The following is a 14,124-nucleotide window of genomic DNA, read 5'->3' on the forward strand; positions in this document are numbered from 1 at the left end:
GCGTGGGGGCGACGCTATCAAGGACGGCGGTGTCGTCGGACCGTACGGCGACCGGGTACCTCCGGCACGCCGCGCAGGGGAATCCTGACGGTCAGGAAGGCGAGGGCTCGCTGGTGAGTGACTCCCGGCCGATCCTTGTCCCGTTTTCGTAGATCGTCACGGTGTCGCCCTTGATCCGGTAGAGGTACGGGTCGTTGCGTGCTTCGTAGCCGTCCGGGATTTTCTCTGCACGCATCGCGATACCGGGTTCACGCTGATCACTGAATTCGCCGTAGTAGTAGAGATCTTCACTGCTCGTACGGCAGATCGTGATCTGTTTGTTCTTGGTGCGGAACCCCTCGACCAGTTCTGCTTCTCGGCCCGAAGGGATGGCCTCGGAGATCCTTTCAGGGCAGCTACCGGCGGTGGGTGACACCTGAGTGCGGGAGTCGGGGCTGTCCGAGTCGAATGAGCCGTCACAGCTGCTGGCCGCCATGGGGAGCAGGAAAAGGACGGCGATCGCTCCGAGACAGCCAAGGCCGCAGCCTTTGCCCTTGCTCGTCTTCTCCGGCGTCCGGTAGAAGGGTCTCCCCGGCGGGACGTACGGCGGAACGTATGCCGGGGTGGTGGGCGGCGGGGCGGCGGGGGTGGCCGGTGGAGGGGCGTACCCGGCGGTGGCCGACGGGTAGAAGACCTCGGCCGGTGGCGGCTTGGGCCGGGTGGCCCCACGGGGTGTTCCTCTGCCGTCTGACGGTGAGCCCGATCCAGCGGAGCTTCGCTTGGTGGTGGTCGCCTTCGGCGTCGCCGTGGTCTTCTTGGCCGTGGCGGTCTTCTCCGCAGGCTTCTTGGCCGCAGGTTTGCGGACCGGCGGCTTCTTCGGGGTGGCCTTCTTCGTAGCCGCCCTCCAGCCGGTGCCGCACGCCAGGCAGCTCAGATCCTCACGCAGATGGTTCACATTGCACTTGAGACAGGTCCAGTCGCCCGGTGGCCGGGCAGGAGGAGGCTTGCGGGCGACGGGCGTGCTGCGCGCCGTTTCGCATGCCTGGCATGCCTTCGCGGCACCGCCGTTGAACTCGTCGCACGCCGTGCACCGCCAGTTGGCCCCGGCCACCGGACAACCCCCTTCTTTCTTGGCTTTCCGTCAGGAAGCCGTGTCCGTCATGATCCGGTCGAGGATCTCCGTGTGCAGGTCCTCGGAGTCCGTGTTCACCGGGGAGGCGATCCAGCTACTGCTGTCACGCGGGACGCGCCGCACCGTGTCTTCCTGGCCCGCGTCCTCGGTATCCACGATGCGGAACCGATTGCGCAGCTGGTCCATGAGTATGGCGGCTGAGGACACATACGGTTCAGGAATGTCCAGCCGCACCATGAACATCCCGGATGCCCGGGTGTCCGCCCGCCTGTGCGCCCGCGTGTCCGTCGAACTCACTGCCCCCGCCTCGCCCGGTTCCCGCCGGAACTGGAACAGGAACTGCAATGAGCCGTCCTTGCGCTGGGACAGGGTGCGGAGCGACGTCAGGCAGTCGGCGGAGACATCCAATGTGCCGTAGCCGTAGAGATTGAAGTGGAATTGCCGGTCGGTCACCTCCATTGCGCAGTCCGGAAGTTGCAACCTCAGGGGCCGCTGACCGGTGCTTCGACGCACGGCCGGCTGTTGACGATCGTTTCGATGCGTCACAGGCTGTTGGCGATCGTCTCAATGATCTCGTCCATTTCGAACTCCTCCAGCCCCTGACCCGCCTTGGACTCGAAGTGCAGCGTCAGGTCCCACTCCTCGGCGATCGGGTCCTGCCACGGCGCCCCTTCCGGCGCGAACAGCACCAGTCGCTTGGCGGACTGCTCCATCACCGCCGACTGACTGCGCGCGTACCCCCACTGCTCGAACAGCTCGTCCATGCTGCGCGGGATGCTCGACGGATAGCTCTGGGAGCTCGCACCCACCGTGCCGAGGGGGTGTGCGGGTGCGTCGGTGAACATGACCACGACGTGGCGACGGCGGTCGAGGCCCTTCTCCCACGGGGAGTTGATCGCCAGGGCGAGCGCTTCGAGTCCCGACTCGGGGATGTCTCCGCCGCCTCCCGCGTCGATGCCCCGTACGAACGTCTCGAAGTCCCTCGACTGGTCGGGCAGTACGAGAAAGCCGGTCTGCTCGATGGCGTCGTCGGGGTTGTCCCCGAAGTCGCGGAAGGCGATGACTTTCAGGCGCAGCTGGCTGATGGCCTTGCCCTTCTTCGCCATCACATCGTTGAGCCGGTCGTGGAACTGGAGGGCGCTGGTCTTCACGGTGTCCAGGACCGGGAACATGCTGCCGGTCGCGTCGATGCACAGCACGATGTCGACGGCGTACTGCAAGTTGCCTTGGTACTGGTCACTGTTGGCATTCACGGTGGCTTCTCCTGGGTGCTGCTTCGGTGCGTGGGGTGTGCGGGGTGTGGTTGGCCTGTCGGTCTGTTCTGGGCTGTTCGGCTCAGGGCTTGCGGCGGTCGCCGAGATTGATGCGTACGCGCGACCTCTTCGCGGATGCGGATGCGGAGTCCTCGCTGTCACGCCTCGATTCGTCGGCGCCGGGCGGCGCCGGAGCGGGGACATGAGACGGAGCAGGAGGCGGAACCCGTTCGGTGACCGGTTTCGCGGGAGCGGATGCGGAACGACCGAAGTTGGCCCGGATACGGCTGACGCGTGCGGTGGAGCCGTCAGCGGGAGCCGGTACCGCGCCTGCCGTTCCGGAGGCGGGCGTCCTGGCGGGGGTCGGCGTTCCGGGCTTCGTGTCGGCTGACGTACCCGGGCGCCGGTGTACCAGGGCGCACACTTCCGGATCCTTGAGCGCCTTGAGATACGTGGCCATGCGAGGGCGGTTCCTCGGTTCGAGCGAAGTCATCGCCCTGATCAGCCCCTGCATCGAGTCCGAGAGGCGGGAGTCGAGAGTCAGTGGTTCACCCGCGTTGACCGCGTCGGCGGGGGACCCAAACCTTGCGCTGTGTCCGGGGAGACTACCGGTCAGGTAGTAGTGGGTCATCAGCCCCAAGGCGAAGACGTCGACCGCTGTCGTTAGGTGCTCCGGCTGCACCGACTCGTCCTCCTGGACGTACCGGCGCCACTCGGGTGCTCCGTACAGCGAGTCGCCGGCGACGTCCTGACGTCCGGGCGGTCGCCCCGAGAGGTAGGAGTCGTCGAAGTCGATGAGCTTGGCGGAGTGGAAGGCGGCCGCTTCCCGCTTCTGGATCAGCACATTGAGCGGCTTCAGGTCGCCGTGCACCACATCGATGTCGTGGAGCAGCTGGAGACTCAGCGCCAGAGTCTTCAGCAGCACCGCCTTCTGCCGGGGCTCCAGGGACTGCGGCTTCTCCAGGCTGGAGGTGTCGATCCGGTCGGTCACCTTGTAGTACGTGCTGCCCTCATGGAAGAAGTCCGTGGCCAGCACCAGATTTCCGCCGCCCCGGGCCCCGGGACGGAGCCGCTTCATGAGACCTCGGTGCCGGTCCTCGAACTCCTGGCAGACCTCCAGCCGGATACGTTGGCTGGCGGCGCTAGCGGTGGAACCTTCACGGGGCCGCTTGGGTTCCAGAAAGCGTTTGAGGAAGAACTGACCGCCGCCCTTCTCGGCGAACGCCCACATGCATTTGCCACCGTTGGCGTTGGTCGGTTCGCTGACGATGCGGTATCCCGCGATCTCGTCGCCCAGCTTCATGCCTGCTCCTCCTGCGCCGCCGGCAGGTATGCCGCGTAGTCCGTGCGGTAGTCGTGCCAGGTGCGGTCCTGCCAGGTCCGCACGGTTGTGGCCTGGTCGGCCCGCGTGGGACGGTCCTTCGAGCAGAACGCGGAGATCTGCCCGGCACGCTCCTCGAAAGCGGTCCGCAGTGCCGTGAAGTCCTCGTGCCCCACGGCGACAAGGGTCAGAGAGGCGTCGTCCGCCGTGTATGCCTGAACATCCCGGCGGATCAGGTCGGCCCACTCCGTCGCGTTGTTCGCCCGCAGCAGCGTGGACAGCAAGGTGTCCTCGAAGTCGGCGGGAGTGTGAACGTAGCCGAAGAAGCCGTCCGTCGCGGCCAGCAGTACGCACGGCATCGGGAATTCGAGGTTCTGCTCCTGGACGAAGAACTCCCGGTCCGCGCAGACGGTGTTCGTCATCGGAGGGTCCGACCGCAACAGTTCCAGCGCGTCGCTCTCCTCGGTGTGGTCGCGGGTCAGTACCTGGAGTCCCGCATCCGGGCTCAGCAGATAGGCGCGTGAGTCACCGGCCCACAGCGCCGTGCCCTCAAGCTGCTCGTTCGACCCGAGCCGGTAAGCGACCGCCGCCAGCGTCGTGGGCAGTTGCCGCCTCATCCGGCCGACGATTTTGCTGCGTCGCTGTGGTGCCCGTTCGTGGAAGAAGTCGAGGAATCCCTTGAGGCGGTCGGCGTCGGCCGGTCCGTCGTCCGCGATGATCTCCTGGAACCAGCAGTCCGTGGCCAGATGTGCGACGCGCGCTCCTACCCACGCGCCCGTCCGCTGTTCACCGTCCGGCGCCTGCCAGGCCGGTGAGGAGCCCGAACCGCCCGACCCGTCGAAGACGCCGATCAGCCCCCGTCGCGATTCCTGGTGGTACACGTTCAGCGGTTCGGCGTCCTCACCGCGTCCCGGTACACGCTCCGTCCATACGGCCAGGAGGTGCAGCCCGGTCCTGTCCTCGCCCCAGATCATCCTCGGCACCCGCGCGGGTGCTGTCGCAGCCGATGCCGGACGTCCTGGAGGGGCCCAGTCCTGCGGTACCGGTGGTGAGGCGGAGGCGCCTGCGGCCGGTGCGGCTGCGGGGACACCGTCTCCCGTGTGTGAGCCGGTACCCGCAGATGTTCCGGCTCCTCCGTACGACCCGGAGGGCAGCGAACGACGCGCGGGGGCGTCGCCGCGCGCGGTGACGTCACCGCGCCCGGTGGGCTGCTCGTGAGGGTGGCGGGAGCCGGACCAGGCATCGGGCCCGTTGTGGTGCGGGTTGGTCATGAAGGTGTACCGCCGTCCCTGTTCTGCCGCTTGGCGGTGCCTCGCACCCGGCTGACACGCGCCGGCTGTTCCGGGGCCGGTGAGCTCGACGGAGCCCCGGTCTCCCGCGAATCCTGCGGCCGTGAAGTCCGTGAAGTCCGTGAGGTTCCGGAGATCCGTGACGGCCGGGAGGCCGCCGTACCGCGCTCCGGGGCGGGGGCCGTCGCCGGTGGCTCCGGACGGACCGGTGGCGGCGTCGTCGGGGAATCCGGGCGGCCCGTCCCCGCGCTCGGCGGCACGGGCTCGTCCTCCGGCGGAGTGACCACTGGCATCACTACCTCGCCCCGTAGCGGTGGCCTCGCACGGCCTCGCCTCGGCCCTGCCTCGCTTCCCCGGGTCTCCGCCGCGCGTTCTGCGGAGGAGGCCGGGGCCGAGGAGGGGAGCTCGTCGTCCGCGTCGCGCCCCGCCGAGAGCGCACCGCGCAGTCGGCCGCGCCGCACTCCACCGAGCGGCCGATCTCCGCCCCCGAGAATGCCGTCGATCACCGCGCGTTCGAGTTCGGTCTGCTCGAAGGGCTCGCGGTCGCCGTCACCCCGCTCCAGCACCATGCGCAGGGTCTGGAGGTTCGCCTCCCGCTGCTCGGCCTCGCCCTTCTCGATCCACGCGAGCGCCGCACGGGGCCCCTCCCGCTCCATGATCTCGGCGATGATGCCCTCCACCCCCTCGTCACGCATCAGGTCCAGGTGGCGTCGGCGGCGCATACCGTCCAGCCGGGTCTCGCGCTCGACATCGCGGAACGCTCGCCCACTGGTGGCGATCTCGTCCTCGTCGACCAGGAGCTCGACCTGGATGCTGCGCAGCCGTACGGCCGAGTCCCCCTCGAAGCTGCGCAGTGACGCGTTCAACGCCCGCTCGGCGTCGTGGAACTCGGCGATGTCGTACTCCCGCGAGACCTCGCGGAGCATCTTGCGCAGGGCCCCGTGCAGCGCCCCGCTCATATCGCGGATCCCGCGCCGGACGACCTCTGCCGGATCGTCGACCCGGCACACCAGGTCGACTCGACCGCGGAACGAGAACGAAGGGTCCCTGCTCAACAGGGGAATGTCGAGGACCAGCCGGTGCTCGGAGATGTCGACGGTGTACACGCTCTGGTACGAGCCGAAGCGTGCGGCTGGGATCTCCTCGCCCGGCAGGATGGTCAGCGCGTGCCCCTCGTCCGGCACCAGCACCAGCGCCCGGCCGGGTACCGGAGGACGCAGCGGATTCATCAGCCGCCAGCGCGGCACCGGCTGGTTGTCCAGTACAGGGTTGTACGTCAGTTCCTCCACCGTTCTCCTCTCACCATGCTTCCGCTCACACCGCACCCCTCAGCGCCGTACCCACCAGCGCCGTACCGTCCAGCGCCATAACCTCCAGCCGCTGGTACTCAGCGATCGAGAACGCGGGCCAGCTCGGCCGCATGGGCGGAAGGGGACTCCTTGTCGGAGGCCCACTTCGACAGCCACCACATGAGTCGCTCCCGGTGTCTCCCCGGGGCTCCCGCGATGTCGAGTACCAGGGTTCTCAGCGCTGCGCGGCCACCCGGGCACGCATCCGCATGGGTGTCGATCCACACCCGCAACGCCTCAAGTGCCGTTTCCTGTACGGGTTTACGGGCCAGGGCGCGTGCCCAGAGCTCCGCGAGCGCTACCCGGTGGCGGGGGAACGCGCTGAGCAGTAGCGGTACCCCGTCCACGGCGTCGGCCGGTCCCACTCCGTCCGGCGACACCGAAGCGTACGGAGTCGAGACGGCGAAAACGAACGACGACAGGGTCTTGAGGACCAAGGGAGACGTGTCCTGCGGCCGCGACCAGTCCAGGTAGGCGGCGAGGACCTCGGCGGTACGTCCCTGGTGGATGAGATGCACTCCGCTCCAGGCCACCGGCGTGAGAGTCCCCCAGTCGTCGCCCCGGTCCAGCGCGCTGCGCAGCAACCCCAGTGCCCGGCCCGGCGCGTTCCGGCCGAACAGGCCGCCCACGGTGTTGGCCGCAGTGCTCGCGAGACGCCGCTCGTGGGCGGAGTGACCGCCGCGCGCCCATTGATGCAGTAGTTCCCAGACCGGCTCCTCGGTGGCGGGCGTCGAACCGGCGACCCCGAGAGCGGTCGCGGCGGCCTGCCGCACCGGCCAGGACGTGCTCCCCGCCCAGGACTTGACGAAGCGGTGGATCGCGTACTGGTAGTCGGCACGTGCCAGCACTCCCGCCGAGACAGCGGCTTGAGCCCTGACCTCGATGTCCGCGTGCCGGAGCAGCCGCCGCAGCCACTGGAGCACCGCTTCGCGGCGGCCGTCGAGGGTCGTCCACGCGTAGGTGAGCACGGCATGCCGTACGAGAGCGCTCCGGAACCGCACCCTCGGCGATCCGGGCGGTTCCCCCGGTCCGGGGAACACCAGCTCGATCCAGGGCTGCTCATGAGCCAACCGGTCCCGGAACCGGATGTCGGGCGGCGCGACGTCGACCGGCGACAGGTCCTTGCGGAGACCGACCGCGGCGTCGGCGACGGTGAGGTAGCCGCTTCCTTCCAGGACGGCTACGGCCACGGCGAACGCGACCGCTTCCGGTTCATGATGGGTACGGAACCACGTGTACACCTGCTCGCTGGGGTCGCGCAGCGCGGCCACCGCCGCGACCAGGTCACCGCCCGCGGTGATCACCGAGGCGAGCCGCGCCGCCTGCGCGGCCTGAGGCCGCTCGCGCAGGGCGGCCACGGCGCCGGAGGTCTTGAGCAGGGCGGCCAACTCGGTCTTCCGGTCGAGATCACCGCTGTGTCCCAGCACCCGCCGCTCAAGGAGAACGAGCGGGTCGACCGGTTGGAGCCCGTGCCGTGCGATGTCCTCGCCGCCGTGCCCGTACACGGCGGCTTCCAGTCCGGGCCCGCCGACGAGTACGAGATGGGCCTTCGCCGCCCGCAGTTTCGAGGCCGCCCCGGTCAGCGCCCGCGCCATCGTCTCGGGCAGTCCGTCGTCCAGCACGGCGAGGCAACCGCTGTGATCGGCCGGGGGTTCCCAGTCCGGTGCGGCGATGGAGAGGGGGTCGAGGATCAGGTGAAAGCCGCCGTCCTCCGCGCCATTCAGAGTCAGCGCCTCGGCGAGCAGATTGACGGCGGCGGCGGTGCGCCCGCTGCCCGGCGGGCCCGACAGCAGCAGAAGGTGGCGTGTGCGCAGGGACTCCAGGGCGTCGTCGTAACGGTCCGGGTGCACGTACAGCTCGGTGTGTGCCGCGATCTCGTCCTCGGTCAACCGCACCACTGAGCCGGTTCTCGTGCCCGGACCTCCGGCGGCGGCAGACCCGCCGCGACCGCCCAGGTTGAAGGCACCGCCGAAGCTCACCGTGTCGTTGAAGAGCGCCAGGGTGCCGATGGTCGTGCCCGCACCGTCGGCATTCAGCCGCTCGGCGATCCGGTCGGCGAGGGCACCGGCACGCAGCGCCTCGGCCCGTTCCGCCTCGCCTTCGCCCCCGCTGGTGAGTGAACGCAGGGCGTCCGACTCACTGACCGGCCCGTCCTCGTCAGCCGTGCCACCGGCCGTTGACTCGGGCGTCTCCCCTGGGGTGGCCGGTTCGGGCCCACCCGACGTGCGCACCGCATCGTCCGGCGGTGTTTCCTCGCTCATTGAGTGTTCAGCCCGTCAGGAGATGTTCCAGTCGCCCTTGATCTCCACCTTCTCGTTGAAGACCTGGGCATTCTTGATCACTGCGGCGTTGACCTGGGCCTGGCCGCCCTGAGCGGCGACGGCCTCGTCGACGGCCCTGCGTATATCGGCCTCGAAGTCCCGGTCGCGGAGCATGTGGGCGAGCACCATGCGCTGCAGTTCTTCCTGGGCGACCGTATCGCCGGGGCTCAGCTGCACCCGGTCGAGAGCCCCTTCGGCCTCGGTGTCCCCGCGGAATCTGGCCCGCATCCGCTCCATGAGCCGGGCGCCCCCGCCCCACCCCGAGCGGCCCGCTTCCTGGCCGGCGGATTCCAGCGCGCCTTTGACGATCAGCGCGACTCCGGCTACGGCGGCAGCCGTGATCGGATCCATGTACTTTCCTGCTTCCCCGTTTTCAGCAGACAGGGCACCGACCCTAGAGGGTGCGGACCAGGGTGGCGAGTGGTTTCGCCACCCTGGTCCGGAAGTCGCCCTTGGTGATGGCCAGGACTCGCTGCAACTGTGGATCCGCGTGGATCAGCCCTGCGCGGCGTACGAGATGAAGGTCGTCCAGGTGGGTGAGGAGAGGGCGAGCTGTGGGCCCTCGGTGATCTTGGAGTCCCGGACGTGCACGGTGCCGGGGCAGGTGGCGACCTCGACACAGGAGTCACCGGAACCGCCGCTGTGGCTGGACTTGTGCCAGGCGGCGGCGACCTCCACACAGTCGTCACCGGAACCGCCGCTGTAGCTGGACTTGCGCCACGAGAGGGCGACCTCGACGCAGCTGTCGCCGTCGCCGCCGCTGTAACTGCTCTTGAACCAGGCCAGGTCTGTGGTGTTCATAGCGCTCCTCGCATCTGCCGCAACAGGCTCAGGGAGTACTCCAGGGAGTGAGCCTGTGAACGCATCCTGGCATATCGCATGAGGTAGATGCTGACCACCTTGGGGTCGGACATGAGTTGCCCGCTCTCCTGGCCCTCGGAGTAGCCGAACCAGCGGTGTTCCGAGGTCTCACAGAGCCGCATCGGGCCGTCCAGCCCCGCGTGGTCATGCCGCACCAGCGGCATCAGCTGAATCTCGACGTTGCGCCGCTCGGCCAGGTCGATGACATGGTCGAGGAGTTCACGGGTGACCTCCGGTCCGCCCGTCTGCCGCCGGAACAGATGCTCCTCGACGATGAAGCTGTAGGCGGTGTTGGGCCGCTCGTGCAGCAGGCGCTGCCGTTGCGTCCGGGCCACCAATTGAGCTTCGATCTGATCGTCATCGAGCGGCGGGAGCTGGTTCACGAACAGTGTCCGGGCGTACGCCTCCGTCTGCAACAGTCCCGGAATCAAGCGGCATTCATACGTGTTGAGGCTGAGCGCCTCCGCCTCCAGTTGCGCCCACAGCCGGAACCAACTGGCCAGCCCCGGACGCCGTGCGAGGTGCTTGGCCGCAGCCCTGATCACGCCGAACGCGTCCAGTACCTCTTCCGCCCGATCCACGAACGCCGACGGCGGGAAGCGGCGGCCCTGCTCGATGGAGGCGATGGTCTGCACCGAATACCGCACCAGCGGCGCGAACTGCTCCTGTGTCAGTCCGGCCCGTTTGCGGAACGCCTTGACGACCTCCCCGAACGCCTTGAGGCTGTCGGTGGCTTCCGGTTCCCCGCCTCCACCCGTGGCCCCGCCGGTCATTCCATTCGTACCGCCCGCGATGTCCGTCATACCCGTTCACCTCTCGCGCCTGTCCCCAACCGCACCCAACTCGATTGATCCATCGTCACGTTGCGTGATCCGTACTGTCCACTGTGTGCACCCGTACGCTGACGGAGCGTACGGGTTCCGGGTCTGGGCAGAGCGCGTGACGGGCTGTCATGGTCACGGGGTTCTCGTCAGGACGCGCAGGTGTCCGACGAGGGCGTGAACGTCCCGCGAGGCGATAGCTTCGGCAGCCGGTTCGGGGGTGGACTCGGGGTCGCGGGAGGGGGCGGTGCGGCAGGCGCGGCAGAGTCCGTCGGGGAGGGCTTCGGGGCGGCCGGGGACTCCGCACCGGGTGCACTCGACCATGGTCCGGTGCGCCAGTTTCGGTGAGGTGGCAGGGGAGGCGGCTGCCGCAGCGGTAGCGGGTAGGTGGGGCGGCATCTTGTCGCGCAGGCGGCGGCGGACGAACCCTCGTGGGGCGTCGACCACGGCGGGGAGCCCGGAGGTGAGGGCGTGGAGGAGGTAGTCCGTACCCACGCCTCGTGCCAGCCAGGCGGCGGCCAGTTCCTCCAGCGACGCGCAGTCGGCGGCGGAGAGGGCGAGACGGGGATCGGTACGGCCGAGCCGGGCGAGCGCGAGGTAGGCGGGGGAGGGGGATTCCGGGTCGGGGGAGTCGGGGGAGTTCGGGGAGTTGCTGTCCGGGGTGCGGGCGGCCGGGGGTTCGGCTGCGGGCGGGGCTTCCTGCGCGGGCGACGCGGGCGTCGGGGGCGGAGGGACTTCCTCGATCGGCGTCGGGGGCACCCACGGCGGCGGGGGAGTGGCTGAGGGGGCGCTCTCGTCGGAGAGGTACGCGGTCCACCACTCGTTGTCGTGGGCGGTGCGGGACCAGAACGTTCGGAAGACCCAGCGGACCTGCTCGCCCTCACCCACCGGGCGCCGGACCCTGCGCAGATGGCCCGCGACCGAGAGCGCGGTGAGGGCGGTGCTGATGGCCTGCTGGCCGTAGAGGGGGAGCTGTTTGGCGAGGGTCTTCACGTTCATCGCGGCGCCGTCCGGCAGCCGGTCGACGAAGGCGGCGATGTAGCGCTCCCGCTCGGGCAGCAGCAGGAAGTCATCGGCGCGGCGGGGAGCCTGGCCGGCGGTGGATCGTTTGCCGTAACCGGGCTTGGCCATCGGGTTAGGTGGCAAGGGTGCCGGGTTCGGGGGCGCGGATGCGGGCGCGGACAGCGCGGAGCTAAGCTTCTCTGAAGCCACGAGATCAACTCTTCTGATCTTGGGGTGAGACCCCGGCCGGTGCGCTAACACCGTGTCGGGGTCGTTTGGTTGTGTCGGCACCGTAAGCAGGCGTGATGACGCACCGCAAGTCGGTCAGAATTAGTCGTACTTGCTCGCCGTGACGGGTGGGGAGGTGGGGGAGGTTTCTCCCTAACCCCCTTTCTCTTACCTTCGGTTGAAGAAGAAGCTCGAAGCTCGGATCCCGTGTCCCGACGCCCGCATCCCGGGTCCCGAGCTTCGGGGAATGCGCGTGGATGCGTACACACGAAAGAGTGAGGGAGCCGTTCCCGAACCTCGTATCCCGAGCTTCGGGCCCCGAGCGTCGGGCGGTGATACCTGATGGCCGCGCCGCAACCGTCCTATGGTTACGGCCTGTTACACCTACTGCTCACCGTGCGTACTCGTACGCCGACCTCGCGTACGCCCTTCCGATCTGGTGAAACAGGACGCCGGGGCGCCACGCTCCTCGCATGGAAGCAGCCCCGACCACCCCCCACTCGGTGACCGCTCGCGAGTTCACCCAGCGCTTCAGCTCCACCCCGCGAGGAGCCCGCCTGGCCCGGCGCCTGACCCTTGAGGCGCTGGACAGCTGGGGCATCCCGTACGCCGGTGACGTATCCGACACCGCGGCCCTGCTGGTCGCCGAGCTGGCGGCCAACGCGGCGACACACGGCCGGGTGCCCGGCCGTGACTTCGAGGTGACGCTGACCCTCGCCCCGTCCGGGCCCGCCCGCAGCACCCTGCGGATCGAGGTCTCCGACACCCGGGGCGAACGCCGCCCGCCCGGCCCCGGACACCTCGCGCCGCCCTCGGCCGACGCGGACACGGGCCGAGGGCTGATCCTGGTCGAGGCGTTGGCCGACCGGTGGGAGGTGATCGACCGCGTCCCGCCCGGCAAGACGGTCCGCGCGGAACTGGACCTGCTGTACTGACGCCCGTTGCCCGTCCCACCGTGTTCTTCTGCACGGCGTCAAAGGCGTACGACGACCGGAAGAGGAAGGAGGGCAAGGGGCGCCAGCAAGCCGTCCTTGCCCTCGCACGCCGACGCGTCGACGTTGTGCGGCCATGATGCGCGATCACTTCCCTGTCGAGTTCCGCGTGTTGCACGGCGAGGCCCTTCTCGCCAACGCCTCTCCTCCCGACCCGTCTCTTTCCTGGAGGGGCTCTACGAGAATGGGGGATTCAGCAGGTCGGCGCAGGATCGAAAGTCAAGGGAGCGTTTCCGGCCTGTTCCCTGGCTTGTTGGATGCTTTGCCGAATTGGTCTCTTCTCTCGCTCCTAGCCTGTGATCTGCTGCGGAGTCTCTTGTCGTGGTCGCCCGCGCTGGGTGCCTGGTGCGCTTCGCGCCTTCTGGTACGGGGCTGATGCCGCGTCGCCCGTTGCCGGCCACCCCGGAAGGGGCCAACCCGCACACCCCGCCTGGGCAGCTACCGCTGAGGCGAACAGTGCTTCCCTCACCCTCGAAGGCAAGAGGACCACCATGATCGCTTTGGTCGACCCCCTTTCCAGCGGCGTCTTCCTCTCCTCCGCCCTCAAGGAACGTGGCCAGGACCGCGTACACGTCTACCAGAAACGCTTCTCAGGAACAGCCGGAAGCGATGCGAGCGCGCCCGTCCTGATCGCGAGCGAAAACACGGCGGACACGGTAGCCGCACTGCGCCGGCGGGGTGTCCGGCACGTCGTTCCCGGCAGCGAGTTCGGCGTCGCGTTGGCCCATGACCTCGCAGCGGCCCTGGGCCTGCCGCGCAACGAGGACGATACGGCCGCCGCGCGGCGGGACAAGGCTCTGATGGGCGAAGCCCTACGGAGGGCCGGCGTGCCCTGCGCGGGGCAGGCCGTGGTGGAAACGGTGGACGACCTGACCGGGGCGCTGCGGCGCCTTGGGCTTCCAGTCGTCGTGAAGCCCAGCCAGAGCTCCGGCAGCGACGGCTGCAGGGTGTGCTGGACGGAAACAGCGGCGGTGGCACACTTCCTGGACATTCACCAACAGATGAACCTCGTGGGCCTGCCGAACGACAAAATCTTCGTACAGGAGTATCTGCCGGGCGAGCAGTACGTGGTGACGACGGTGAGTCTGGACGGCCGGCATGTGGTGTGTGAGGTGGCACGAAATGTCATCGAGGAGCTCGACGGCCTTCCGGTGCGCCGGTACAACGTCAGCTGCCGAAACCTTGGGGCGGCCGAGCGGGACGTGGTGTCCTACACCCTCGACTGCCTGGACGCTCTGGGTATGCGCCATGGTGCGGCCAATGCGGACGTGCGCCTCACCCCTGACGGCCCGCGCCTCATCGAGGTCAATGCGCGCATCCTGGGGCCGGTGCTCCACCCCGACCCGTACTTCGCCGCGTTCGGCAGCAGCCAGCAGCACCTACTGGCGGAGAGCCTCGGCGACCCCGCCCTGTTCAAGGCCCGCTTCTCCCACGCCTACGCCCCGCCGCAGGTGATGGGCAAGGCGTTCGTACGTTGCTGGGAGTCCGGAGTCCTGGCGGCGATGCCAGGACTGTCATCCGTACGCCGGCTCCCGGGTTTCCACAGCGCGTGGGGACTGCCGTGCGTCGGGCAAGC

At 68.8% G+C, this 14,124-nt stretch carries 13 protein-coding genes; 2 read left to right on the top strand and 11 right to left on the bottom strand.

Annotated elements, in window-relative coordinates:
* Nucleotides 1-91: 91 nt before the first annotated feature.
* The 11 genes from A6A29_RS45175 to A6A29_RS07145 form a co-directional block, all read right to left on the bottom strand.
* Nucleotides 92-1,090, bottom strand: a complete 999-nt coding sequence (locus A6A29_RS45175) for a hypothetical protein (protein ID WP_158074371.1) — start codon at nucleotides 1,088-1,090, stop codon at nucleotides 92-94.
* A 30-nt stretch (nucleotides 1,091-1,120) separates the two neighbouring features.
* On the bottom strand, nucleotides 1,121-1,564 hold the full coding sequence (locus tag A6A29_RS07100) for a hypothetical protein (protein WP_143196956.1): 444 nt from the start codon (nucleotides 1,562-1,564) through the stop codon (nucleotides 1,121-1,123).
* An 89-nt stretch (nucleotides 1,565-1,653) separates the two neighbouring features.
* Nucleotides 1,654-2,364, bottom strand: coding sequence for a vWA domain-containing protein (locus tag A6A29_RS07105; RefSeq protein ID WP_073719117.1), 711 nt, complete (start codon nucleotides 2,362-2,364; stop codon nucleotides 1,654-1,656).
* A gap of 82 nt (nucleotides 2,365-2,446) precedes the next feature.
* Nucleotides 2,447-3,667 carry a protein kinase domain-containing protein gene (locus A6A29_RS07110; RefSeq protein WP_073719118.1) on the bottom strand — a complete coding sequence of 407 codons (1,221 nt, stop codon included), beginning with the start codon at nucleotides 3,665-3,667 and terminating at the stop codon, nucleotides 2,447-2,449.
* Entirely contained in the window at nucleotides 3,664-4,659 is a 996-nt protein-coding gene (locus tag A6A29_RS07115; protein ID WP_073719119.1) for a serine/threonine protein phosphatase, read from the bottom strand. The genes A6A29_RS07110 and A6A29_RS07115 overlap by 4 nt, the downstream gene beginning before the upstream one ends.
* 293 nt (nucleotides 4,660-4,952) lie before the next feature.
* Entirely contained in the window at nucleotides 4,953-6,263 is a 1,311-nt protein-coding gene (locus A6A29_RS07120) for a hypothetical protein (RefSeq protein ID WP_073719120.1), read from the bottom strand.
* 98 nt (nucleotides 6,264-6,361) lie between these two features.
* Entirely contained in the window at nucleotides 6,362-8,584 is a 2,223-nt protein-coding gene (locus A6A29_RS07125; protein ID WP_073719121.1) for a hypothetical protein, read from the bottom strand.
* Between the two features lie 15 nt (nucleotides 8,585-8,599).
* Nucleotides 8,600-8,995, bottom strand: a complete 396-nt coding sequence (locus A6A29_RS07130; protein WP_073719122.1) for a hypothetical protein — start codon at nucleotides 8,993-8,995, stop codon at nucleotides 8,600-8,602.
* 144 nt (nucleotides 8,996-9,139) lie between these two features.
* The gene (locus A6A29_RS07135) at nucleotides 9,140-9,445 is read right to left on the bottom strand and encodes a DUF397 domain-containing protein (RefSeq protein ID WP_073719123.1); all 306 of its coding nucleotides are present in this window, start codon (nucleotides 9,443-9,445) and stop codon (nucleotides 9,140-9,142) included.
* A complete protein-coding gene (locus A6A29_RS07140) occupies nucleotides 9,442-10,308 on the bottom strand; it encodes a helix-turn-helix domain-containing protein (protein WP_073719124.1) in 867 nt (288 codons plus the stop codon). Before A6A29_RS07140 ends, A6A29_RS07135 begins: the two co-directional genes overlap by 4 nt.
* 153 nt (nucleotides 10,309-10,461) lie before the next feature.
* Nucleotides 10,462-11,457: a MarR family transcriptional regulator gene (locus A6A29_RS07145; RefSeq protein WP_079182617.1), complete on the bottom strand. Its 996-nt coding sequence runs from the start codon at nucleotides 11,455-11,457 to the stop codon at nucleotides 10,462-10,464.
* 572 nt (nucleotides 11,458-12,029) lie between these two features.
* Here A6A29_RS07145 and A6A29_RS07150 point away from each other — a divergent pair.
* Both A6A29_RS07150 and A6A29_RS07155 read left to right on the top strand, forming a co-directional pair.
* On the top strand, nucleotides 12,030-12,491 hold the full coding sequence (locus tag A6A29_RS07150) for an ATP-binding protein (RefSeq protein ID WP_073719126.1): 462 nt from the start codon (nucleotides 12,030-12,032) through the stop codon (nucleotides 12,489-12,491).
* 548 nt (nucleotides 12,492-13,039) lie between these two features.
* On the top strand, nucleotides 13,040-14,124 hold a 1,085-nt coding region (locus tag A6A29_RS07155; RefSeq protein ID WP_073719127.1), incomplete at its 3' end, for an ATP-grasp domain-containing protein.

It is taken from the genome of Streptomyces sp. TSRI0281, assembly GCF_001905125.1.
GTDB lineage: Bacteria > Actinomycetota > Actinomycetes > Streptomycetales > Streptomycetaceae > Streptomyces.

Coding starts and splice junctions, on each gene's coding strand:
- A6A29_RS07110 (WP_073719118.1), bottom strand. CDS start 3,667: ATGAAGCTGGGCGACGAGATCGCGGGATACCGCATCGTCAGCGAACCG.
- A6A29_RS07115 (WP_073719119.1), bottom strand. CDS start 4,659: ATGATCTGGGGCGAGGACAGGACCGGGCTGCACCTCCTGGCCGTATGG.
- A6A29_RS07125 (WP_073719121.1), bottom strand. CDS start 8,584: ATGAGCGAGGAAACACCGCCGGACGATGCGGTGCGCACGTCGGGTGGG.
- A6A29_RS07130 (WP_073719122.1), bottom strand. CDS start 8,995: ATGGATCCGATCACGGCTGCCGCCGTAGCCGGAGTCGCGCTGATCGTC.
- A6A29_RS07135 (WP_073719123.1), bottom strand. CDS start 9,445: ATGAACACCACAGACCTGGCCTGGTTCAAGAGCAGTTACAGCGGCGGC.
- A6A29_RS07140 (WP_073719124.1), bottom strand. CDS start 10,308: ATGACGGACATCGCGGGCGGTACGAATGGAATGACCGGCGGGGCCACG.
- A6A29_RS07145 (WP_079182617.1), bottom strand. CDS start 11,457: ATGGCCAAGCCCGGTTACGGCAAACGATCCACCGCCGGCCAGGCTCCC.
- A6A29_RS07150 (WP_073719126.1), top strand. CDS start 12,030: ATGGAAGCAGCCCCGACCACCCCCCACTCGGTGACCGCTCGCGAGTTC.